Source organism: Actinoallomurus bryophytorum, assembly GCF_006716425.1.
Classification (GTDB): domain Bacteria; phylum Actinomycetota; class Actinomycetes; order Streptosporangiales; family Streptosporangiaceae; genus Actinoallomurus; species Actinoallomurus bryophytorum.
The window spans coordinates 4720532-4743295 of the sequence record NZ_VFOZ01000001.1 but is presented as its reverse complement, the minus strand read 5'-3'; the positions used below and the strand labels follow the sequence as shown (position 1 = coordinate 4743295).

Below are 22764 nucleotides of genomic sequence, written 5' to 3'. Positions count from 1 at the left end.
TTCGACAGAAGGACGTGTCCAGGGCGCTGGGCCCGGGAGATGAAGCCGTGGTGAGCCGTGCCCTGAGGCCGGCTACGTCGCTTTCGACGACGATTCCCCCCGTCGCCGCACAGGGACGAGATTAGAGGACAAGCCAATATATGGCGAGTACATCGTTACACTTTGCCTGGTTTTTGCTGATCATCTATACAATGCGTGATTACTAGCCTGATTAATCGTCAGACATCTAAATATGCCTTCTTTTCGGGTCTTTTCGTGTGCGTGTCACACACGAGGACCCCGGGCCGCAGCAGCGGCGTTTCCGCTGGTGGTCGCGGGTGTCGAGTATCATTGACCTGGCGATGGCAGGACACAGGCTGCCCGAGGTCGGGCGCGAGAGTAACGGTCCGGTTTCCCCTCGGGGGCGCGTGATCGTGGCCGACGATGACGTATTGCTCCGCGAGGGCGTGGCGAGTCTCCTGACCCGCGAGGGCTTCGACGTGGTGGGACAGGCCGGTGACGGCACCCGGCTGCTCGAACTCGTCCGCGAGCACGTTCCCGACCTGGCCATCGTGGACGTGCGCATGCCCCCGACCGGCACGACCGAAGGGCTGCAGACGGCGTCGGAGATCCGCAAGGAGTTCCCCTCGATCGCCATCCTGGTGCTGTCCGCCTACGTCGAGGTCGAGCACGCCCTGGAGCTGCTGTCCAGCGGCAACCGCATCGGCTACCTGCTCAAGACGCGGGTCACCGACGTGGCCGAGCTCATCGACGCCCTCGACCGGATCTCCAAGGGCGGTTCGGTCATCGACCCGTTCTTGGTGCAGCGGCTCTTCGCGGCCCACCGGCGCGGTGACCCCCTGGCCAAGCTGAGCGCCCGCGAACGCGAGGTCCTCGCGCTGATGGCGGAGGGCCGGTCCAACGCCGGCATCGTCCACAAGCTGTGGATCACGGAGCCGACGGTGGAGAAACACGTCCACAGCATCCTGACCAAGCTGTGCCTCCCGGAGACGACCGCGGACCATCGTCGCGTCCTCGCGGTCCTCGCCTTTCTCAATGCCCGGTAGAAATGACCGCGCACCGCGCCGTGGGTCAGCGCGGCGGGGGCGAGCCTGCCGTGGTCAGCAGGGCATCGGCGGCCGATCGGGCGTGGCGGAGGGGTGCGCGGTCGTTCAGCAGGGTGCTCTGCGCCAGCGCGCCGTCGAAGAGGATCGCGAGCCGGTCCGCCAGAGTGCCGGGATCGCTGACGCCGGCCTCGCGGGCGGTCTCCCGTATCAGCTCGCGGAAGGCGCGTTTGTGCTCGGCGGCCAGCCGTCTCGCCGGGTGGCCGGGGTCGGCGATCTCGGCGGCGGCGTTGGCGTACGGGCAGCCGCGGAACGGGCCCTGGCCTGCCTCCCCCAGGTCGTCGAACAGGCCCAGCAGCCGGTCGCGCGGGGCCAGGTCCGTACGCGTCAGCACCTCTTCTCGCGGCAGGAGCCGCTCCTCCTCGAATCGCCGCAGGTACGCCGCGACCAGCTCGTCCTTGCCTTCGAAGTGCTGGTAGAGAGTGCGCTTGGAGACGTGCGCGACCTCGGTCAGTTCCCCGATGCCGGTGGCGTTGATGCCCTGTTCGTAGAACAGCCGCGTCGCCGTCTCGAGGATTCGGCCCCGAGCCCCGCGGCCCCCGCGGCTCTGCCGGACCGGCGCTGAAGGTGTGGTCACACCCACTATGGTACCGATCGTTTTACTTCGCCGCGAACTCCTGTTAGCTTCGAGGTACAACGATCGGTTTACCTTCCGTGGAGGAAGCATGCGTTACACGACTTTCGGCCGCCGGACCGGACTGCGCGTCTCGGAGTACGCGCTGGGTGCCGGCAACTTCGGCACCGGCTGGGGCACCGGGACCGAGCGCCCGGAGGCCCAGAAGGTCTTCGACCGGTTCGCCGAGGCGGGCGGGACCTTCATCGACACCTCCGACGGCTACCAGGTCGGCCAGTCCGAGGAGATGCTGAGTGGGTTCCTCGCCGCCGACCGCGACCACTTCGTGCTGGCCACCAAGTACTCCAACGGCACCTGGACGCACGACGGGAAGCCGGACATCTCCCGGCTCGGAAACAGCCGCAAGGCCATGATCGCCTCGGTCGAGGCGAGCCTGCGGCGCCTGAACACCGACTACATCGATCTCTACTGGGCGCACTTCCCGGATGAGATCACGCCGACCGAGGAGATCGCGGGCGCCTTCGACGACCTCGTACGCTCCGGCAAGATCCTCCACTGGGGCCTGTCGAACTTCCCCGCCTGGCGGGTGTCGCGCGCCGCGACGCTGGCCGACCTCAGGGGCTGGTCACCGACCGCCGGCATCCAGCTCGAGTACAGCCTGGTCGAGCGGACCGCGGACCGGGAGCTGTTCCCGATGGCCGAGTCGCTCGGTCTCGGCGCCGCCCTCTGGTCGCCGCTCGGCGGCGGGCTGCTGACCGGCAAGTACCGGAAGAGCGACGCGGGACGGCTGTCCGAGTGGGGCCGCCTGGTTCACACCGAGACCAGCGCGCAGAAGACCGCGACCGTCGACGCCGTACTGGAGATCGCCGCCGAGATCGGTGCGGCACCGGCCCAGGTCGCGGTCGCCTGGCTGCGCGAGCGCGCGGCCCGCGCCGCGACGACCCTCGTGACGATCATCGGTCCGCGTGACACCCGGCAGCTCGACGACTACCTCGGCGCCCTCGACGTCGAGCTCACCGACGCGCAGTTCACCCGGCTCGACGAGGTCAGCGCCGTGCCGCTCGGCATGCCGCACGACGTCGTCGCCGCGCAGCGGAACATCCTCCTGGGCGGCGACGCGAGCCGGGTCATCCGGCCCGCGATCCCGGTCAGCTGAGGCGGCGCCGCTGGGCGGCGTCGGCCGTCAGCACGGTGTCGAGCAGGCCGGGAAAGAGCGCGTCGAGGTCCTCGCGGCGCACGACGCTCATCTTGGCCGTCCCCCGGTAGACCTGCCGGATCAGGCCGGCCTCGCGGAGCACGCGGTAGTGGTGGGTCGAGGTCGACTTGGTGACAGCGAGGTCAAGGGCCGAGCACGCCGCCTCCTCGCCGTCCGCCAGGCCCGCGAGGAAACGCACGACCTGAAGGCGTACGGGATCGGAGAGCGCGTGGAGCACGGCCTCGAGCCGGATCTCCGCGCGTACGGGGTGGTCGAGAGTCCGGGCGGTCGCGGTCGGCACGGGCGGATCCCTTCGGAGCTGGTTCCGCCATTGTACGACGGTCTTCGTAGTTTGATACATTACGTACTACGACGTGTTTCGTACTAAGACGCCGAGACGAACGGAGTACGGCCGTGAGTGCGTTGTTCGAGCCCCTGAAGCTGCGAAACCTGACCCTTCCCAACCGGGTCTGGATGTCACCGATGTGCCAGTACTCCGCCGCCGACGAGGGACCGGACACGGGGGTCGCCGGCGACTGGCACCTCGCGCACCAGGCCGCCCGCGCGGTGGGCGGTGCCGGTCTGATCATCACCGAGGCCACCGCGGTCAACGCCGAGGGCCGGATCAGCCCCGCCGACCTCGGCCTCTGGAACGACCGTCAGCAGCAGGGGCTCGCCCGCATCGCCGCGTTCCTGCGCGGCCACGGCGCGGTGCCCGGCATCCAGCTCGCCCACGCGGGACGCAAGGCGTCCACCGAACGCCCCTGGCGCGGCGGGCGGTCCATCCATCCGGACGACCCGTACGGCTGGCGGCCGGTCGCGCCGAGCCCGGTCGCGTTCCGCGACGGCGACCCGGTACCGGCCGAGCTGAGCCGCGACCAGATCCACGGCATCGCCGCCGACTTCGCCGCGGCCGCCCGGCGGGCCCTGGACGCGGGCTTCCAGGTGGTCGAGATCCACGGCGCGCACGGCTACCTGATCCATGAGTTCGTCTCCCCGCACACCAACCACCGCACCGATGAGTACGGCGGCTCGTTCGAGAACCGGATCAGGTTCGCGCTCGAGGTGGTCGACGCCGTACGTGCGGTCTGGCCGGCCGGGCTTCCGGTGTTCTACCGCGCGTCCGCGACGGACTGGCTGAGCGAGAACCCGGGCGACGACCGCGAAGGCTGGACCACGGCCGACACCGTGCGCCTGGCCAAGGAGCTGCTGGCCCACGGCGTCGACCTGCTCGACACCTCCAGCGGGGGAATCGCGCCCGGAGCGGTCATCACCACCGGACCCGGCTACCAGGTGCCGTTCGCGGCACTGGCCAAGGCCGAGACCGACCTGCACGTCGCGGCGGTCGGGGAGATCACCGAGCCCCGGCAGGCCGAGGAGATCATCACCTCCGGGCAGGCCGACGCGGTGTTGCTGGCCCGCGAGCTGCTGCGCGACCCGTACTGGCCGAACCGCGCCGCGCGTGAGCTCGGCGCCGAGCCGACCTGGCCGGACCAGTACGCGCGCGCCGTCTGAGCCACGGCGAGGACCCTCACCCGGCCGGGCCCGGGTCGGGCCGGACGATCGGTGGTATACGTGGCGCATGGCATGGGGCATCGGCGACGTTCCGCAACCCGGCAGCCGGCCCGCCGCACGACCGCTGCTGTACCTCGACATCGACGGCGTGCTGAATCCTCTCGCGCCAACGGCCCCCGGCGGCTTCGTCGAGCACCGCGCCGACGTGCTCACCTTCAGGGTCTCCTCCGCCCACGGCGACTGGCTGAAGGAGCTGGCGGAGCACTACGACCTCGTCTGGGCCACGACCTGGGAGCGTCTCGCCAACGAGCATCTCGGTCCGCTGCTCGGCCTGCCGGACCTGCCGGTCGTGGAGTTCTCCGCCTACCGCCGGCGACGTGGCGATCCGCGGTTCCCGATCATGCAGCTCTTCGAGACGCGCAAGTGGGCGCCGATCCTCCGCCACGCCGACGGCCGCCCGTTCGCCTGGATCGACGATGTCATCCCCTCGCGGATCAGGCGTCAGGCGTGGCCCTACCGGGGGATCCTGCTCGTTCCGGTGGACCCCGGCGCCGGGCTCACCCGCCGTCACGTGGACCGGCTGCTCTCCTGGCCACGGGCGGTCAGCGCAGCTCGGCGGCGGTGACGAGGCGAAGCTGGGCGTCCACCCAGGCTCCGGCCATCGACTCGGGGTCACCGGTCCGGCAGGCGGCCAGGAAGGCGGTGAGCAGCGCCGCCGAGGTGGCCAGTCCCACTCCGCGCAGCCCGGCGGCGGCCTCCTCGACCCTCGCGTGCACCCCCGGGGTGGCGTGGCGCAGGCCGCGATGGGCGATCTCGGCGAGTGTCGTCAGGGCGGTGTCCAGGGCCGCGCCGAGCCGGTCCGGACGGCGGCCGGCGTAGGCGTACAGGTCCGTACCCCCGTCTCCCGGTGCCAGGTCGGGAACGGTGACGCCGTCCGTGGTGAGGACCGCGACCGGGTCGATCACGAGGGTTCCCCGGTCGCGGCGCAGGGCGCCGCTGACGAAGCGCGGCTCGCCGCGGTCGCCGCCCAGCGCGGCGGCCAGCGCGTCCAGGGCGCCAGGGCACTCGCTCCGGTACTCCGCCGACACGGTCGCGGTGCCGCCGGCCGGATCGACGACGAGAGCCTCCAGGCGCTGGTCGCCCGGATCGTAGCCAAGGGCGCGTACCTCCGAGATCCGTACGACCCGGACGAACTCGGCTTCGACCCGCGCCCGGATCAGCCGGGGCGGCAGGTCCGCCAGCGCGCGTCCGGCGGCGGCGAGGTCCTCGACCACGACCGAGGCGGGCAGGCTCTGCCAGGACGTTCCCACCGGGGTGACCGTCGTCTTGGCGATCCGGCCCGCGGCGATGTGCACGACACGGCTGGCGCTGCGGGAGGCGGACTCGGAGACCAGGTTGCCGGTGGCCAGCGCCCCCAGCGTCGTCCTCGCCACCCGGCGTCCGGCCAGCTCGTGGCCGGTCGCCCCCCGGTCCCGCTCCGCGTCCCAGCGCCGCCGGAGTACGAGGACGGTGCCGTCTCCGGCATGCGTGAAGAACACGTCCGCGACGCGGTCGTCCAGGGTGCCGCCGATCCGGCAGCCGAGCCCGACGAGCCGGATCCGGCTCAAGGGCGTCCGCCCCGGCACATCGGCGCCCAGGACCTGGGAACGTGACCCACCACCGGCCACCGCCCGCTGCCTCGCGTGCAGCTCGGTCAGCAGCGTCGCGTAGCGCGTCGCCTCGTACCGGGCGCCACGGTCCGCGTACGCCGACAGCTGGCCGGCGAGGTCGTCCAGCGCCCCGGCGGCCCAGTGCAGGCCCTGGCCGGCGACGTTCTCACTCATCCGGCGCAGTGCGGCGCCGAGCACCGGCCCGGCGTGCATCGCGCCGGCGAACAGCAGCTCGGTGGCGAGCTCCACGGCGGGCTCGATGCCGGTCCGCTCCGCCGAACCGGGGGACGGCCCGCCCACGTCGAGGCGGAGCTCCCGGTCGGTCAGTCCTCGCTCGTCGGCCGCGCGGAACGCCCACACGGCCAGCGCGATCGCCTCTCCCCGGTCCGGGCCGGTGGCGTCGGTGTGGGCGTAGCCGAGCTCTCCCGGCACCAGGAAGCGGACCGTGCAGGCCGGCAGGTCCACGCGCGGCGGAGAGCCCCGATCGAGGTGCGCCGGATACCCGGCGGCGAACCGCCGGCGCGCCGCGGTGACCGTACGCGCGCCCAGCACCTGCCGCAGCTCGTCATCGCCGATGCTCCCGGGCGACCACTCCTCCGTCGTCTCCTCGGGCCGAGCCTCCCCCTGCGTCTGACGCTGGTACGCCAGGACCAGGCCGATCCGGTGACGGCAGACGCCCGTCGCCGGGCAGGTGCAGGTGGCCGTGTCCAGCCCGGCGCCCACCGGGAACGCCGCCTCGACGTCGTCGGCGAACCGGGCGCGTACGGTGCCGTCCTCGTCGGCCGACACGAGCGGTACGACACCCGCGTCCAGCTCCTTGGCCGCGCGCTTGACCAGTCCCCGGTTGGCCAGCGCCACGAGGACGTCGGTGTCGAGGGCGAGCAGGTCGGTGCGGATCACCGGCTGAGCCGTTCCGCGACGAAGGCGGCCAGCTCGCCCGGTGTCATGGCCCCGACATGGGCGCCGGCGTCGGCGAGGCGTTGCGCCAGTGCCCGGTCGTAGGACGGGTTCGCCTCCTCGTCGAGGGCGGCGAGCCCGAGGACCTGTGTGCCCTGATCGGCGAGGCGGGCGACGGTCCGTACGAGCCGATACTCATCGCCCCCTTCGTAGAAGTCGGTGATGACGACGAGGATCGACCGGCGCGGATTCTCGATCAGGCTCGCTCCGTAGTCCACTGCCCTCGCGATGTCGGTGCCGCCGCCGAGCTGCACCTTGAGCAGGAGCTCGACAGGGTCGGCGACGTCGGCGGTCAGGTCCACCACGTTGGTGTCGAAGGCGACGAGGTGGGTCTTCAGGCCGGGCAGGCTCCACAGGCACGCGGCCGTGACGGCCGAGTGGATGACCGACCCGGCCATCGACCCCGACTGGTCGACGATCAGCACGAGCTGCCACTGGTCGAGGTGGCGCCGGACGCGGGAGACGAACCTCGGCCGCTCGATCAGGAGCCGCCGCTCCTCGGGCTGGTAATGCGCCAGGTTGGCACGGACCGTGGCGTGGAAGTCGAAGTCGCGCGCCTGACGGAACCGGCTCGGCCGCCGCGACCGGGTGCCGGAGAACGCCTGCCGCACCTCCGGGGCGAGCTTCTTCATCAGGTCGCGGACGACGGTCTCGACGATGCGGCGGGCGAGGCGCAGGACCTCGGGGTTCATCAGGTGCTTGGTGCGCAGCACGGCGCGCAGCAGCGTGGCGTTCGGCTCGATGCGGGCCAGGACCTCCGGGTCGGTGACCACCTCGTGGATCTCGTAGCGTTCGACGGCGTCCCGCTCCAGCCGCTCGATGGTCTCCTTGGGGAACAGCCGGTGGATGTCATCGAGCCAGTCGACCGTGGTCAGCACCGACGGGTCCGAGCCGGCGCTCCGGGTGCCCCCGCGCCGTACGCCACGGCGGCCCAGGTCGGGGTCGCGGCCGTAGAGCCAGTCCAGCGCCGCGTCACGCGCGGCGGCCTCGGCGCCCAGCCCGCCCGTGCACTGCTCGGCGGGCGCGCCGAGGACGAGCCGCCAGCGTTCGAGCCCCGGATCCGTCATGGGCGAAGCCCCTCCCTGGTGAGCAGCCGGCTCACCTTCTCTTCCAGCAGCTGTGCCTCGGCGATCAACAGCGGGTCCGCCGTCGTACGGAGCAGGGCGCGGGCCGATCCGGTCAGGTCACGGCGCTCCAGCAACCGCTGGGCGATCAGCTGCCGTTCGCGCGGCGGGAAGTACCCGAAGGCCTGGCGGAGCGCGGGCAGCCCGGGCAGGAACTCCGGCATCGAGGTGATGAGGTCGTCGAGCACCTCCAGCACGCCGGAGGTGCCTGCCAGCACCTCGTCTCTGGCCAGCGCGAACAGCCCGGAGAGCCAGTCGCCGAGCGTGTCCGCGCCGGCCACGCCGCGCAGGGCGCGTACCGGATCGCCGGACGCGCCGAGCGACCACCCGAACCCGAAGGCCGCACCGCGCAGGTCCGGCGGCGCCGTACGGTCGGCGCCGATGCGCGCCATCACGTCCAGCGCGACGTCCCGCCCGGTCGTGAGCACCTCGGGCGCGTGCAGCAACGCGTCCCTGGTCGCGGTGAGCGCATGGAGCCTGGCCCGGTCGGCCGGAGCGGGGCCGCCGTGGATGCCTTCGGCGAGCCACAGCAGACGGGTGACCGCGCCGTCGATGACCGTGGCGTACATCGGGCTGTTCGCGGTCCCCAGGACCCGGTCGTGCCGCCAGAGTCCGAGCACCATGGCCAGCGCCTCACCCAGCGGGCCCGGCTCGCGCGCGCCGGCGATGCCGGCCGCGATCAGTTCGGCGATCCGCTCGGGCAGATCCGTGATCCCGCACAGGGCGGCCGCGAACAGCACCCCGGCGAGCCGTCCGGGCTCGGTCCCTGCCTCGGCGATGCGTTCGGCGAGCACGGCGGCCGCGGCGTCGCGGAGGGTGCCGCCGTAGGCTCCCGCCTCGATCAGGGCGGCCACCCTCGCGTCGTGGGCGGTGAGCACCCACTGCTCGTCGAGCACCGGGTCCGCCCCGGACGACGGCCCCGACCGACGCTCGAACCCGGGCACGCCCAGCGCGACGAGCCGGTGCAGGGCATGGCTGCGGTCCAGGTCACCGGCGAGGGTGAGGTCCAGGTCGACCTCACCCTCGCGGTCGAGACCCAGGCGTAGCAGCTCCGCGTCCACGTCGTGGACGAGCGGCGGAGCGGGTGTGCCCGGATGCAGACGGCCCACCCGGTCGCCGCTCAGCGCGGCCACCATCTCCACGACGACGGGATGCGCACCGGGAGCGAGCGAGGCGCGGCGGGTCCACGGCAGCGGCTGGTCCAGGTCGTCCGAGACGAGCGCGCTGACCAGCCCGTCGAGGATGTCGGTACGGGCCGGATGCGGGTGACCGCGCAACCGGGCCAGCCCCTCCGAGAGTGTGCGCGCCGCGATCAGATCCGCGGTCGACACGCTCTGCCCGCGTCCGCGGAGCCGGGTGGCGACCGCCTCGACCAGCCCGTCGGCGGCGGCCTTGGCACCCTGCGCCCACAGCCGCTGGTAGTACTCCGGCGAGGGCATGCCCGACCGGTAGCCCGAGAAGGCGTCCAGCCGCCGGAACGAGTAGGGCACCAGATAGCTCCCGGCCACCGAACCCTCCAGCGGCCGCGGGACCTCCGGCCAGGAGGGCTCCGGCGAGTCCCCCACGGCCGGTCGCTCCGTCAGCGCGAGGATGGCGGGCCGGTGGAAGCCGCCGGTCACGACCACGACCGGCCGGTCCCCGGCGTCCGCGACCGCCGCGCGCACCCATCCGGCCATGTACTCCTCGCGTGCGGTGTCCTCCTCGCCCGCCGCGGAGTCGCCGCGTACGAGGTCGAAGTAGGTGGCCAGCCGCTCCTCCAGCCCGTCGTCCGGCTCGACCTCGACCAGGCGGTCCCACAGGGCGTCCACGTTGTCCACGGCGAACGCCCGGCACAGCCGCTCGGCCGCGTCGGCATAGCGCTGCTCCGCGTCGGCGTACCGGTTACGGCGGCCGGCGAGGGCCGGATGCCAGGCCGGCAGGTCGATGAGGCGTACCTCGGCGCCGCAGGAGCGGCCCGCCGTGATCGCGACCCATTCGGGTGAGTACTCACAGAACGGGGCCCACGACAGGTGCGAGCGGTCCTCGTCCCGGTAGTGGCTGAAGACCGCGATCGGCAGCTCGTGGCCGAGCAGCAGCTCGTCCAGCCGGTCGTTGATGTCGGCCGGCCCCTCGACCAGCACGTACGCCGGGCGCAGCGACTCTATGGTCCGGCCGACGAGCCGGGCGCACGCGGGGCTGTGGTGGCGGACCCCGATGAGATGAGCGGGCATCAGCCGGGGAGCAGGTGCCGGGCGTCGTGCAGGGCCTTCCACTGCTCGCCGCGCCTTCGCGGCGCCTGCTGTTCGAGGTAGCGGCGCAGCCGGGCAAGGTCCTCGGCGTCGTCCTTGGCCGCCGTGCCCGCCAGGCAGGCGACGATGTCGGCCGCCGTGCCCGCCTCGCCGCGCAGGAACCAGCCGCGCAGCCCGACCGCGTGCGCGACCGACACGGTCTCGGCGGTGCTCATCACGGCCGACAGCCGGTCCATGGACCCGCCGTCCGCGGTCATTCCCGCCCGCAGCTCACGGAAGGTCGCGACCAGCACCTCCAGGACGTCACGCCGTGGCGGCACGGTGACGCCCGAGCTCTCCAGCAGCCCGCGCGCCTCGGCCTCGACGAGGTCCAGCTCGGTGGCGAAGTCCGCGATGGGGAAGACCGTCTCGAAGTTGAACCTGCGCTTCAGCGCCGCGCTCATCTCGTTCACTCCGCGGTCGCGGGTGTTGGCGGTGGCGATCACGTTGAAGCCCTGGCGGGCGAAGACCATGCCGTTCGCGTCGCCGAGCTCGGGGATCGCGACCACCCGCTCGGACAGCAGCGACAGCAGCGAGTCCTGCACCTCCAGCGGGCAGCGGGTGATCTCCTCGAAGCGGACGATCTTGCCTTCTTCCATCCCGCGCAGCATCGGGGCGGGCACCAGCGACCGTGGTGACGGCCCCTCGGAGACGAGCAGCGCGTAGTTCCAGGAGTACTTGATCTGGTCCTCGGTGGTGGCCGCGCCGCCCTGGATGGTGAGCGTCGAGGTGCCGCTGACCGCGGCGGCGATGAGCTCGGACAGCAGCGACTTGGCGGTACCCGGCTCGCCGACCAGCAGCAGGCCACGGCTCGTGGCCAGGCTCACGAGCGCACGGTCGATCAGCGACGGGTCCCCGACGAACTTGCGCCGGATCCCCTGTCGTTCGTCGCCGACGATGAACCGGCGGGCCGCCTCCAGGCTGAGCCACCAGCCGGGCGGGCGGTTGCCCTTGTCCGTCTCCCGCAGCCTGGCCAGCTCGTCGGCGTACCGGATCTCGGCGGGTGGCCGCTGGAGGTTCTCTTCTGTCATTCAGATGCTCCTGGACATGGTTCAGCTGGTCAGCTCGGTCAGGTCGGCGATGACCTCGGAGGCCGCCACGGGGTCGAGGTCCCCGAAGCGGACCGGGTTCGCGTCGCGGCGCCCCCAGCCGTCCGGATGATCCGAGATCTGGATCGAATGGAGTTCGTGCTCGGGGAAGATCTCCGGGGACCCCACCGCGATGCCCGGGTCCAGGCCGATCACGACGAAGCGTCCCTCACCGGCCGCACGTGAGATCGACCCCTGTATGCCGGCGTCCTGGGGGGATTCGCGCGCCCAGCCGTGCCGCTCCAGCCCGAGCACCTTGCCCGTCGTCACGGTGACGCCTTCGAACCGCGTGAGGCGTGAACCGGCCCGCTCTTCGTCGGTCAGTACGTACACGGCCCGGCCGAGCTGCGGGAACGGCTGAAGGATCTCGTAGTCGGCGAACACCTCCGACCAGGCGTCGAGCGAGCCGGCGAGGTCGAGCGGGTGGGCCAGGCGTACCCGGGCGCCGTCGGGTGGCGCCAGCGCCCTGTCCTCGACGTCGGCGAGAGTACGGTCCTCGGCGACGCGGAACGCCGTGCCGTCACTCAGCCAGACCAGACGCCGGGCGACGTGCCAGGTCAGAGGATGACGCACGAACAGGTCGGTGAACTCGGCGACCGACCAGTCGCGCCGCTCCACCAGGGCCGTCTCCAGCCGCCGGATGAGGTCACCGGCGACCGTGCGTACGTCCTTCTTCAGGTCGGCGAACCGTTTGCGCGCCGCAGTCGCCGGCCCCGCGTCGTCACGGGCGCCGGGAGCGGGGAGGGCCTTGCGGCGCTTGCCGCCCTCATCCAGAACGTAGGGCTTGAGCTGCTCGTCGAAGCCGACCACGAAGCGGCGCGGCCCGTAGTCCAGGACCATGCTGCCGTCCTCGTCCAGCCCGAAGTCCGGAACGAGCCGGTCCGCGAGCTGCTCAGGGGTCAGCCCGAGGCCGTCGGCGACCTCCTGGATCTTCGACCGCGCCTGCTCCTTGAGGCCCTTGAACTTGATCCGCTGGGCGATCCCGTTCAGGTGCATCAGCGCGATCTCGGTGCCGATCGCGGCGAGCACGTCAAGGCCCGCGACCGCCTTCGAGTGACCGCCCTCCCCTGGCCAGGCGTGGATGACCGGCGTGAGCCGTCGCACGGTCTCGTCGTCACCGATCCACCCGAGCCCGGTGAGCGCCCAGCCGTCCTTGGCCGGCATGCCCCCGGCCTGCCACTGCAGGAACACCGCCCAGCCGAACTCCGCGAGCGAGGCGCGGTCGCAGGTCTCACGGACGGTCTCCAGACCCGCGTACTCCATGCCGGGACGGGAGATGCTCAGCATCGTGAGGATGTGGCCGGCGGCCTCCGGCGGCAGCGCCCGGGTGCGGTCGCCGAGCAGCACCTGGGGCAACCGCGACGGTTCCAGCCATGAACCCGGCTTGGGCAGCCGGGCCGGGAGGTTCTCGAGCGGGTCGGCGGCGAGCAGCGCGGCGACGACCGTCGCGGCCTCGTCGCCGTACTCGCGCGCCACCTCGATGACGGCCTGGTCGCCGTGCACCGAGGCGACGTGTCGCAGCGCCGCCTCCGCGCCCGTCCGTGGCGGGCCTACCGTCCCTACCGCGTCGGGCACCAGCAGCCGGACCGCGGCGACGCCGTGCCAGGCGAACCAGGTGGTCGCGGTCCTGCGCACGGACTTCAGCCGGGCGAGCCAGTCGGCCATCAACCGGGCCACACGGGCGTCGAAGAAGGGCAGCAACAGCACGCCGCAGACCGCCGGGTTGTCCTGGGCGGCGATGTCGAGCACCGTCGGCAGAGCGTCGAGCTCGAACCTGGCGATGACCGTCTTCATCCACACCTCGGAGCCGTAGAGGGGTGATGGCCTCCAGCCGGGGACGAGCGGGCGGAGCAGGTCCTGCGGGCCGTTGACGAAGAGGGCGACCTCCCACATGTAGTTCAACTCGCGGTCCTGGTATCGGCGGATCACGGCCGGCCAGTCATTCTCGCGCAGGTGGAAGTAGTCCGAGGCGCCGTTGGACCACTCCTCCCGGCTGCCCTCCACCCAGGTGACGGCGGCCTCGGACGGTGGTTCCAGGCCGGTGATGACGACCGGTTTCACCGCCTTGGGACGCCGCGTCCACGGCGGGGTGGCGAGGAGCGGGGGCAGTACGGCGGCGGGCGCGTCCTCCACCCGGTCCGGCTTTCCGGCGGTCCGGTCCTCGTGCAGGCGCTCGATCGCCTCCCGCACTTCCGGCGGGAGGCCGGGGAGCGCGGCCGCGGTCAGGTCCGGGTTGGCCGCCACGTGGCCGGTCAGCAGGTCCCGTACGGCCGAGGCGTTCGGCGACGTGCCGGCGCCGGCCTGGGCCAGCAGCCGCAGTGCGCGTACGGGGTAGCGCTTCATCGCCTCGAGCACGGCGGGCTGGACGTGCTTTTGGTCGAGATGGTCCACCATCAGCTGGAACGCCTCGTCCGTGGGCAGCCGGCTCAGCACGCTGACCGCCACCTTGCGCTCGTCCGCCCAGTTGAAGGCGTTGTCGAAGGCGCTGGTCAGCAGCTTCACGACGTCCATGCCGACGACCTCGATCAGCGTGGCGATGACGCCACGTGAGTACTGGCCGAAGCCGACCCCCACGTGCGCGGTGAGCGCGGCGAGCTGCTCGGCCGAACCCACGGAGCAGAACAGCATGGTCCGCAGGGCGTCGTCCTGCCGCCCTGCGGCGCAGCACTCGTCCACCCAGTCCTTCTCAGTCGGGACCAGGTAGGACACGATCACCCGCTGGGCCTGGGTCCGCCGGTGGCCGGCGAGCGCCTCGACCGCCGCACGGTAGTCCGCCTCGCCCGCGTCGGCCAGAATGTCGCGCAGCCGGTCCGCGACCGGCTGCCAGGCCCACCGCCAGAAGGCCCGCTGGCCTGCGAGGCCGGCCCGGAGCCGGCACGTGCGCAGCCGCCGGTTGCCTCCTGGGTACCACGGCTGGACCGCGACGTCGCCGAGCTCGGCCATGGCCTGGACGGCGAAGGCCAGGCCGTGCGCGGACACCCACGCGTCGGCGAAGACCGCAGGGCTGTCGACGTCGGTGTGCTCATCGCCGTCGGGCTCGCTCAGGATCAGCGCGAGCGCGGCGGCGCCGCGCGGAGTCGCACGGCCGGCGAGGTGGGCCCGTACGTCTTCGGCCAGTAGCCGGTCGCTCTCCGGGTCGTCCACCGCCTGCGCCGTACGCGCCGCGGCACGCTCGGTCCACTCTTGTACCTTCTCGGCCGCCCGGTCGTTGATCTTGACCGGAGTCCCGGGGAGGCCTCCGCGCCGGCGGCGCAGGACCCGCCGCCAGGACGACGGCATCTCGAAGGTGTGCTCATCGGGAAGTTCGATATCAGCGCTGTTCATGCTGGGAACCCGGCTCCTGGCTCGTAGGGGGTCGATGCTCAGCTGGTCAGCTCGGTCAGGTCGGCGATGACCTCGGAGGCCGTCACCGGGTCGAGGTCCCCGAACCGCACCGGGTCCTCGTCGCGCCGCCCCCAGCTGTCCGGATGGCCCGCGATCCAGATCGAGCCGAGTCGCTGCTCGGGGAACACGTCCAGGGCTCCCATCGCGATGCCCGGGTCCAGGCCGACCACGACGAAGCGTCCCTCACCGGCCGCACGTGAGATCGACCCCTGTATGCCGGCGTCCTGGGGGGATTCGCGCGCCCAGCCGTGCCGCTCCAGCCCGAGCACCTTGCCCGTCGTCACGGTGAGGTCCTCGAACCGCGTGAGGCACGAATCGGCCCGCTCTTCGTCGGTCAGTACGTACACGGCCCGGCCGAGCTGCGGGAACGGCTGAAGGATCTCGTAGTCGGCGAACACCTCCGACCAGGCGTCGAGCGAGCCGGCGAGGTCCAGCGGGTGGGCCAGGCGTACCCGGGCGCCGTCGAGTGGTTTCAGGGCGTCGTCCTCGACGCCCGCGAGAGTACGGTCCTCGGCGACGCGGAACGCCGTGCCGTCGCTCAGCCAGACCAGACGCCGGGCGACGTGCCAGGTCAGAGGATGACGCACGAACAGGTCGGTGAACTCGGCGACCGACCAGTCACGCCGCTCCACCATCGCCGTCTCCAGCCGCCGGATCACGTCACCGGCGACCGTACGTACGTCCTTCTTCAGGTCGGCGAACCGCTTGCGCGCCGCCGTCGCCGCCTCCGCGTCATCGCGCGCGCCGGGTGCCGGCAGGTCCTTGCGGCGCTTACCGCTCTCGTCCTCGACGTACGGCTTGAGCCGCTCGTCGAACCCCACGGTGAAGCGGCGCGGCCCGTAGTCCAGGACCACGCTGCCGTCCTCGTCCAGCCCGAAGTCCGGAACGAGCCGGTCCGCGAGCTGCTCACGGGTCAGCCCGAGTCCCTCGGCGACCTTCTCGATCCGCTCCCGCGCACGCTCCTGGAGCGCTTTGAACTTGATCCGCTGGGCGATCCCGTTCAGGTGCACCAGCGCGATCTCGGTGCCGATCGCGGCGAGCACGTCGAGACCCGCGACCGCCTTCGTATGACCGCCCTCGCCCGGCCAGGCGCGGATGACCGGCGTGAGCCGTCGCACGGTCTCGTCGTCACCGATCCAGCCGAGCCCGGTGAGCGCCCAGCCGTCCTTGGCGGCCATGCCGGCCATCCGCCAGCCCTCGAACACCGCCCAGCCGAACTCCGCGAGCGACGCGGGGTCGCAGGTCTCACGGACGACCGCGAGCCCCGCGTACACCTCGCCGGGCCGGGAGATGCTCAGCATGGTGAGGAGATGACCGACGGCCTCCGGCGGCAGCGCGAGGGTGCGGTCGCGGAGCAGGACCTGCGGCAGCAGGGCGGGGTCCGCCCACGCGCCGATCTTGGGCATGCGGGCCGGGACGGTGTCCAGCGGGTCGGCGGCCAGGAGTGTCCCGACCACCGCCTCCGCCTCCGCACCGTGGCTTCGCGCGGCCCGCAGGACCGTGGCGTCGTCGTGTGCGGAGGCGATGGCCCGCAGCGCTGCCTCGGCGTCCGCGCGTGCCCGGCCGGTCACGCCGACCGCGTCCGGGACCAGCAGCCTCGCCGCCTCGCCGCCGTGCCGCCCGAACCACGCGAGCGCGGTCCTGCGACCCGACTTGAGCCGGACCAGCCAGTCGGCCATGAGCCGGGCCACGCGGACGTCGACGTAGGGAAGCAGCAACGTCCCCGGATGCGTGCGATTCGTGACGGCGGCGTCGAGCACGGCGTCCAGCACCGCGAGCTCGTATCTCGCGACGATCGGCTTCATCCAGCTCTCCACGTCCCAGTCGTAGCGCGGCCTCCAGCCGGGCAGGAGCGGGCGTACGAGGTCTTCCGGACCGTGCAGGAAGAGGCCGACCTCCTCGTGGCCACGGAGCATCTCGGCTTGGGGGTCGTGGTAGCGCCGGACGGCCTCGTCCCAGTGCTCACTCCGCCAGTGCGAGTAGTGGGCCGGCGCGACGGCCCACTGCTCCTTCTCCCCTGGCGCCCACGAGACGCGGGACTCGGCCGGCGGCTCCATGCCCGTGATGACCACCGGCTTGGCGGTCCTGGCCTGACGCGCCCACGGCGGGTCGGCGAGCGGGCGGGGCAGGGACCCGGGCGAGGCCGCCTCGATCCGCACCAGCTCGGCGGTCATCCTCTCCACGGTCTCCCGTACCTCCGCGGCGAGGCCGGGAAGCGCGGCGGCGGTAACTTCGGGCTCGGCGAGCAGGTGGCCGGTCAGCAGCCGCCGGGCCGAGGCGGTGTGCTTGGACGATCCGTCGCCGGCCTGGGCGAGCAGGCGGAGCGCGCGTACCGGATAGCGCCGCATCGCCTCCAGCAGCGCGGGCTGGACGTACTTCTGGTCGACCCGGTCCAGCATGGACTGGAAGGCCTCGTCGCTCGGCACCTGGCTCAGCACGCCCAACGCCAGCTTGCGGATGTGGGCGGAGTCTTCGTCCAACGCGCCGACCAGCATGGGAGCGATGCTCGTGCCGACGCCCTCGGCCGTCGTGGCGAGGACGTCCAGCGCCCACTGGTCCCATCCGAGCCTGGCCTGCGACCCCAGCGCGGCGACCTGATCGGCGGAGCCGAGCGCGCAGAAGAGAAGAGTGCGGTCGGTGGCACTGTCGCGGCCGACCGGCGGGGTGGCGCAGCACTCGTCCACCCAGTCCTTCTCGGTCGGCAGGAGATAGGACACGACGAGCCGCTGCGCCGTACCGCGGCGGTGACCGGCAAGTGCGCCGACGACCTCCTGGTAGTCGCGTTCCCCGGCGCAGGCCAGCAGGGCGCGCAGCCGCGCGGCGGCCGGCTGCCAAGGCCAGCGCCAGCCAAGGTACTCCCCCGCCGGCCGGGACCGGAGGTAGAGAGTGTCCGGGTGGTTCCGGCCGGGGCTCCATCCGATCGTGAACTCGGCCACCTCCGCGACGGCCCGTGCCGCGAACACCAGGCCGTGCGTCTCGACCCACGCGTCGGCGAACCGCGACACCTCGATGGTGCGCTTCACCATGACCATCGCGCCGATGAGGGCGGCGCCGCGCGGGGTCTCGTCGCCGTCGAGTTGCGCCTGGGCCTCCTCGACGAGACGTGCGTCGCTGTGGGGGTCGTCGAGTATCCGGCGGAGGAGCTCGGCGAACTCGCGGATCGCGCCCGCCACCTCACGTGCCGCGTCCTTGTCGGCCTCGGCCGTCGGGCGGGGGATCCCGCCGCGTCGGGGGTGAAGGACACGGCGCCAGGAGTCCGGGAGCTCAAAGGTCTCCTCGTCCCTGGCCTGGTACGGCTTCGGTACCTCTTCCGCTTTCTCCGCGACGACCGTTTCCGTAATGGCGTTCTCGGGAGTTCCGGCGACCTCGGAGTAGCCTTTCTTCTCCTTCTCGGCGATGACACGCCGCAGATAGGACTCGGCCTTGGCGGCGGAATCAAACTCTTTGACCGTCGTCTGGCCGTTCGTTCCTATTCGCCCGTATCTACTGGTGACCGCGGTGCCGCCCAGTCCGGCTTCCCAGAACTTCTCCGATTTGCCACCGACGAATTCCCAGCGCCGCACCGTGCCTCCACAGACGTCCAGCCGATCGTGTTGCCGACACCGTAACGAACGGGTCCGACATTTCTCGTATCAGCCGTAAAAATGGCATACGTCCGTGGTCAAACGCCAAGGTCGAGGAGGACTTTGGAGGCGGCCGTACGGTCACCGGCGAGGTCGAACGCGGCCCGCGCCTCGGTCAGGGGGACGGTGTGGGTGATCACCGGTTCGACGTCCAGGCCGGCGCCGAGCAGGCCGAGCGCCGCGTCGAACTCGGTGTCGAAGCGGAACGCGCCCGCGAGGTGGAGCTCGCGGGTGATCACGGTGCTCGCCACGAGCCCGACCTCCCCCGGCGGAAGCATGCCGAGCATGACCACGGTGCCCGCGCGGCGTACGGTGCCCACGCAGTCGGCGAACGCCGACGGCGCGCCGGACGCCTCGATCGCGACGTCCACCTCATCGGGCCAGGCGGCCCGGTCGCCGGCGCGTACGGTCGACGTGGCGCCGACGCGTGCCGCCAGCGCGAGCGCCTCGTCGACGAGGTCGACCGCGATGACCTCGGCGGCACCGGCGTGCCGCAGCGCCGCGACGACCAGGCAGCCGATGGGACCGGCCCCGGTCACCAGGACCCGGCGGCCGCGCACCTCCCCGGCCCGGTGTACGGCGTGCAGAGCCACCGAAAGCGGCTCGGTGAGTGCGGCGAGGCGTAGCGGGAGTCCCGGTGGCAGGGGGCGTACCTGCCCGGCGGGGACCACGATCCGCTGGGCGAAGCCGCCCTGGACGTGCGGGACACGGGCGGCGCTGCCGAGATAACGCGTGGCGGCGCAGACGTTGCGCCGCCCGGCCCGGCACTCGCGGCACTCGTCACAGGGGGTGGCCGGATGGATCGCCACCGGGGTGCCCGGCGGCGGCGCGTGCGTGCCGTCGCCGTCCATCGCGACGCGGCCGGCCACCTCGTGGCCGAGGATCATGGGCTCGACCACGCGGAAGTCGCCCACCCTGCCGTCGTGGTAGTAGTGCAGGTCGGTCCCGCAGATCCCGCCGAAGGCGACGTCGACCGCGACCTGCCCGGGACCGGGTACGGACGAGGCGACCTCGTCCACGCGCAGGTCACCGGCTCCATGGACGACACAGGCACGCACTGGCTCACTCTCCTAGGCGTCGTACTCCAGTTTGAACTCGGCCAGGACGACGTTCAGCGAGCCGGAGGCGTTGTGGGCGACCCGGAGCCCGAGCGGGACGTCCGGGGAGACGAAGATCGCCCAAGCCTTCGCGAAGCACTGCATGCCCGGGGACGCGCGGCGGTGTTCGGTGCAGGTCGTGTCGAGCGTGCCCAGCGGGTCGCGGGCGAACTGGTCGCGCAGCTCGGTCGCCTCGTCGCCCGAGGCGACCTCCCACTGGATCATCGCGTACAGCCGGCCCCACGACTCGTGCGCGGGCCGGATCAGGGCACTTGCCGGATCGGCCGGGAAGGGGTGCGCCGTGCCGTCCCAGGTCTCGGCGTGCATGTCGTCGGCGTCGTAGGACTCCGCCGCCGCGTACGGGAACGGCACGAGGTGGTAATCCTCACCGGGGGTGACGGACAGTGGGCCGCCGTCCTTGGCCGCGTCGAACTTCAGTGAGCAGACGTGCGTCGCCATGCATCTCCTCCGTCGGCCGGGCTGCGTACGGGGTGCCACCGTACGGACATTGCCGGAGATCGACGTACATAACGCATCACTTGATCTGTTGGATCGCCCAATCGGCCCACTCCTGTCGCATGGCGTTGAAGCGCAGCCCGTACTCCAGCGCGATCCGGCCGTACACCGCCAGGTCGCCGTCCTCCCAGTCGATCGACCGCTCCAGCTCTCGCAGGTCGGCGCTCTCCTCGGCGAACAGGGTGCTCAGGTCGGCGAGGTACTCGCGCGCCCGTTCGTGGCTCACCACTCCGAGGAAGAACACCCGGAGCAGCACCTCGCTGCGGCCTTGGTGCTGCGGCTCGGTCTCGGTCAGCCAGTGGCGCAGTTCGGCGAGCCCCTCGTCGGTGAGCGCGTACTGCTTGCGGCCTCGCGGACCCTCTGCCGCGACGGCGATCAGACCGGCCTCGGCGAGCTTGTTGAGCTCGGTGTAGAGCTGGCTCTGTGTGGCGGGCCACACGTTGGCCAGTGAGGTGTTGAAGAGTTTGAGCAGGTCATAGCCGCTGGCCGACCGATCGACCAGCAGTCCGAGCAGGGCATGGCGAAGACTCATGAGAGCGATTCTACCTTCCAGTGTTGACATGTCGAAAGTGGAGCTTCTACTCTCGACATGTCAGAATAGGAATGTCACAAGGAGCCCTCCGATGATGTACGTCCGCAGCTTCCTTCCCTGGATCGTCTACGCCGTCGTGCCGTCGGGCAGCTGGCAGTGGGGAGCGCTCGCCGCCCTCGTCGTCGCGATCGCCTCGATCGTCGTGCAGACCCGGGCCGGCCGGGGCGCCGACGCGATCACCATCGAGATCGGTTCCTCGGTCTTCTTCGCGGCGCTCACGGTCATCGCCTTCGCCGACCCGGACTCGGGCCTGCACCCCTACTCCGCCGCGCTCGCCAACGGGACGCTGGCCCTCATCGCCGGGATCTCCCTGGCGATCCGCAGGCCGTTCACCCTCGGCATCGCCAAGCAGACGACGCCGCGTGAGTTCTGGGACCTGCCCGAGTTCCTCAAGATCAACATGATCATCACGTCCGTCTGGACCGCGTCGTTCGTCGTGTCCGCCGTCGCCGCGACGCTCATCGCCCACGCGGGCGGGAACGTGGCCGCGATCGTGACCGTCCAGGTCGCCGGTCTCGCCATCCCGATCGTTTTCACCAAGCTGTACGTCGCCCACGTCGAGGCCAAGGTCAAGGCCCTGTTCAGCTGACCTGCCCGCAGTCGATCGAGTCACAAGGAGCATTCGATGCCACCCGCACACCTGGCCGGGAACTACGCCCCCGTCACCGAGGAACTCACCGCGTACGACCTGCCCGTCACCGGCCGTGTCCCGGACACCCTGAACGGCTGGTACCTGCGCAACGGCCCCAACCCGCACGACGCCGCCTCCGGCCACTGGTTCTTCGGCGACGGCATGATCCACGGCGTACGTCTCGACGGGGGCCGCGCCACGTCGTACCGGAACCGGTGGGTCCGCACCAAGACCTTCACCGACGATGTCCCCCTGCGCGACGACAAGGGCAACCTCGACCTGGCCGCGGGTGTCGCCAACACCCACGTCGTACGGCACGCGGGCCGTACGCTCGCCCTGGTCGAATCCTCCTTCCCGCACGAGATGCACCTGTCCGGGTCCGGTCCCCTTCCTTCCGGAGCCTGCGACCTGGACACGGCCGGCCCGTACGACTTCGGCGGCAAGCTGACGACCGCGATGACGGCGCACCCGAAGACCTGTCCGCTCACCGGGGAGATGCACTTCTTCGGGTACGGCATCGAGGCGCCTTACCTGACCTACCACCGGGCCGACGCGAACGGTGACCTGGTCGTCAGCCGGCCCGTCGAGGTGCCCGGCCCGACGATGCTGCACGACTTCAACCTCACCGCCGGGCATGTCGTCTTCATGGACCTGCCGGTCGTCTTCGACATGGAGCTGGCCTTCGCCGGCACCATGCCGTACCGCTGGGACGACGGGTACGGCGCCCGCCTCGGCGTCCTGCGGCGCGACGACCCGTACGGGACGGTCCGGTGGTTCGACATCGACCCGTGCTATGTGTTCCACCCGCTCAACGCGCACGACGACGGCGACCGGATCGTGGTGTACGTCATGCGCTATCCGGAGCTGTGGCGACGTGACCAGAACGCCGTCAACCAGCGCCCGACGCTGTGGCGCTGGACCATCGACCTGACCACCGGGACGGTGTCGGAGGAGCAGGTCGACGACCGCGCCGCCGAGTTCCCGCGTGTCGACGACCGTCTCGTGGGCCTGGACGCCCATTACGGGCACGCCACGGCCGTCGGTACGGGCGACGACCGTGAGTCGGGCGCGCTGCTCCGCTACGACCTGCGCACGGGCGCGGTGGTCGAGCACGACTTCGGCCCCGGCAGGTTCCCCGCCGAGGCGGCCTTCGCCCCCGCCGACGACTCACCGGGCGGCGCCGGCTGGCTGGTGACGTACGTCTACGACGCCGCCACCGACCGCAGCGACCTGGTCATCCTCGACTCCGCGGACCTGAGCGCCCCGCCGGTCGCCACGGTCCATCTTCCCGGCCGCGTCCCCTACGGCTTCCACGGCAGCTGGCTCGCCGACCTCTAATCTCGCCCGGCGGTCATCCGCCGGGGCCCCGTGCGCGTCACATATATGGCGGTTTCGTTAACCCGGGCGACCGCCTCCCCCGCTCCACTCTTCCGGGCAGGGGAACAAGGA

At 71.7% G+C, this 22764-nt stretch carries 17 protein-coding genes; 6 read left to right on the top strand and 11 right to left on the bottom strand.

Annotated elements, in window-relative coordinates:
* Positions 1–413: 413 nt before the first annotated feature.
* On the top strand, positions 414–1046 hold the full coding sequence (locus tag FB559_RS22480; RefSeq protein WP_342780950.1) for a response regulator: 633 nt from the start codon (positions 414–416) through the stop codon (positions 1044–1046).
* A gap of 25 nt (positions 1047–1071) precedes the next feature.
* Here the strand turns inward: FB559_RS22480 and FB559_RS22475 are convergent, their stop codons facing one another.
* On the bottom strand, positions 1072–1680 hold the full coding sequence (locus FB559_RS22475; RefSeq protein WP_221640128.1) for a TetR/AcrR family transcriptional regulator: 609 nt from the start codon (positions 1678–1680) through the stop codon (positions 1072–1074).
* 88 nt (positions 1681–1768) lie between these two features.
* Between FB559_RS22475 and FB559_RS22470 the strand changes: the two genes are divergently transcribed.
* A complete protein-coding gene (locus FB559_RS22470) occupies positions 1769–2833 on the top strand; it encodes an aldo/keto reductase (RefSeq protein ID WP_141957469.1) in 1065 nt (354 codons plus the stop codon).
* Here the strand turns inward: FB559_RS22470 and FB559_RS22465 are convergent.
* Positions 2826–3173: an ArsR/SmtB family transcription factor gene (locus FB559_RS22465; protein ID WP_246121899.1), complete on the bottom strand. Its 348-nt coding sequence runs from the start codon at positions 3171–3173 to the stop codon at positions 2826–2828. The two genes, FB559_RS22470 and FB559_RS22465, sit on opposite strands and share 8 nt — an antisense overlap.
* A 113-nt stretch (positions 3174–3286) precedes the next feature.
* Between FB559_RS22465 and FB559_RS22460 the strand changes: the two genes are divergently transcribed.
* Positions 3287–4387: an NADH:flavin oxidoreductase/NADH oxidase gene (locus tag FB559_RS22460; RefSeq protein WP_141957467.1), complete on the top strand. Its 1101-nt coding sequence runs from the start codon at positions 3287–3289 to the stop codon at positions 4385–4387.
* A gap of 67 nt (positions 4388–4454) precedes the next feature.
* On the top strand, positions 4455–5012 hold the full coding sequence (locus FB559_RS22455) for an HAD domain-containing protein (RefSeq protein WP_141957466.1): 558 nt from the start codon (positions 4455–4457) through the stop codon (positions 5010–5012).
* On the opposite strand, the gene FB559_RS22450 is transcribed toward FB559_RS22455, so the two are convergent.
* From FB559_RS22450 to FB559_RS22410, 9 genes are all read right to left on the bottom strand, one after another.
* Complete coding sequence (locus tag FB559_RS22450; protein WP_141957465.1) at positions 4990–6936, bottom strand: hypothetical protein; 1947 nt, start codon at positions 6934–6936, stop codon at positions 4990–4992. The genes FB559_RS22455 and FB559_RS22450 overlap by 23 nt on opposite strands.
* Positions 6933–8060: a VWA domain-containing protein gene (locus FB559_RS22445; protein ID WP_141957464.1), complete on the bottom strand. Its 1128-nt coding sequence runs from the start codon at positions 8058–8060 to the stop codon at positions 6933–6935. Before FB559_RS22445 ends, FB559_RS22450 begins: the two co-directional genes overlap by 4 nt.
* Entirely contained in the window at positions 8057–10327 is a 2271-nt protein-coding gene (locus FB559_RS22440) for a DUF5682 family protein (protein WP_141957463.1), read from the bottom strand. The genes FB559_RS22445 and FB559_RS22440 overlap by 4 nt, the downstream gene beginning before the upstream one ends.
* A complete protein-coding gene (locus FB559_RS22435; RefSeq protein ID WP_141957462.1) occupies positions 10327–11415 on the bottom strand; it encodes an ATP-binding protein in 1089 nt (362 codons plus the stop codon). The genes FB559_RS22440 and FB559_RS22435 overlap by 1 nt, the downstream gene beginning before the upstream one ends.
* 21 nt (positions 11416–11436) lie before the next feature.
* Positions 11437–14796 (bottom strand): DUF4132 domain-containing protein, encoded by a 3360-nt coding sequence (locus tag FB559_RS22430; protein ID WP_141957461.1) that lies wholly within the window; start codon positions 14794–14796, stop codon positions 11437–11439.
* Positions 14797–14834: 38 nt separating this feature from the next.
* Entirely contained in the window at positions 14835–18419 is a 3585-nt protein-coding gene (locus FB559_RS22425; RefSeq protein WP_141957460.1) for a DUF4132 domain-containing protein, read from the bottom strand.
* Positions 18420–18517: 98 nt separating this feature from the next.
* Positions 18518–19537, bottom strand: coding sequence for an L-idonate 5-dehydrogenase (locus FB559_RS22420; RefSeq protein ID WP_141957459.1), 1020 nt, complete (start codon positions 19535–19537; stop codon positions 18518–18520).
* Positions 19538–19549: 12 nt separating this feature from the next.
* Positions 19550–20035, bottom strand: coding sequence for a hypothetical protein (locus FB559_RS22415; protein WP_246121897.1), 486 nt, complete (start codon positions 20033–20035; stop codon positions 19550–19552).
* A gap of 76 nt (positions 20036–20111) precedes the next feature.
* Complete coding sequence (locus FB559_RS22410; protein ID WP_141957458.1) at positions 20112–20624, bottom strand: PadR family transcriptional regulator; 513 nt, start codon at positions 20622–20624, stop codon at positions 20112–20114.
* 91 nt (positions 20625–20715) lie between these two features.
* Here FB559_RS22410 and FB559_RS22405 point away from each other — a divergent pair, with 91 nt between their 5' ends.
* Together FB559_RS22405 and FB559_RS22400 are read left to right on the top strand one after the other, a co-directional pair.
* On the top strand, positions 20716–21273 hold the full coding sequence (locus tag FB559_RS22405) for a hypothetical protein (protein ID WP_141957457.1): 558 nt from the start codon (positions 20716–20718) through the stop codon (positions 21271–21273).
* A 36-nt stretch (positions 21274–21309) separates the two neighbouring features.
* A complete protein-coding gene (locus FB559_RS22400; RefSeq protein ID WP_141957456.1) occupies positions 21310–22653 on the top strand; it encodes a carotenoid oxygenase family protein in 1344 nt (447 codons plus the stop codon).
* The last annotated feature ends 111 nt before the right edge of the window (positions 22654–22764 follow it).

What these genes read in the sequence shown, in the direction of transcription:
- FB559_RS22470 (WP_141957469.1), top strand. Translation starts at nt 1,769, where the DNA reads ATGCGTTACACGACTTTCGGCCGCCGGACCGGACTGCGCGTCTCGGAG.
- FB559_RS22455 (WP_141957466.1), top strand. Translation starts at nt 4,455, where the DNA reads ATGGCATGGGGCATCGGCGACGTTCCGCAACCCGGCAGCCGGCCCGCC.
- FB559_RS22445 (WP_141957464.1), bottom strand. Translation starts at nt 8,060, where the DNA reads ATGACGGATCCGGGGCTCGAACGCTGGCGGCTCGTCCTCGGCGCGCCC.
- FB559_RS22440 (WP_141957463.1), bottom strand. Translation starts at nt 10,327, where the DNA reads ATGCCCGCTCATCTCATCGGGGTCCGCCACCACAGCCCCGCGTGCGCC.
- FB559_RS22435 (WP_141957462.1), bottom strand. Translation starts at nt 11,415, where the DNA reads ATGACAGAAGAGAACCTCCAGCGGCCACCCGCCGAGATCCGGTACGCC.
- FB559_RS22430 (WP_141957461.1), bottom strand. Translation starts at nt 14,796, where the DNA reads ATGAACAGCGCTGATATCGAACTTCCCGATGAGCACACCTTCGAGATG.
- FB559_RS22415 (WP_246121897.1), bottom strand. Translation starts at nt 20,035, where the DNA reads ATGGCGACGCACGTCTGCTCACTGAAGTTCGACGCGGCCAAGGACGGC.
- FB559_RS22410 (WP_141957458.1), bottom strand. Translation starts at nt 20,624, where the DNA reads ATGAGTCTTCGCCATGCCCTGCTCGGACTGCTGGTCGATCGGTCGGCC.
- FB559_RS22405 (WP_141957457.1), top strand. Translation starts at nt 20,716, where the DNA reads ATGATGTACGTCCGCAGCTTCCTTCCCTGGATCGTCTACGCCGTCGTG.
- FB559_RS22400 (WP_141957456.1), top strand. Translation starts at nt 21,310, where the DNA reads ATGCCACCCGCACACCTGGCCGGGAACTACGCCCCCGTCACCGAGGAA.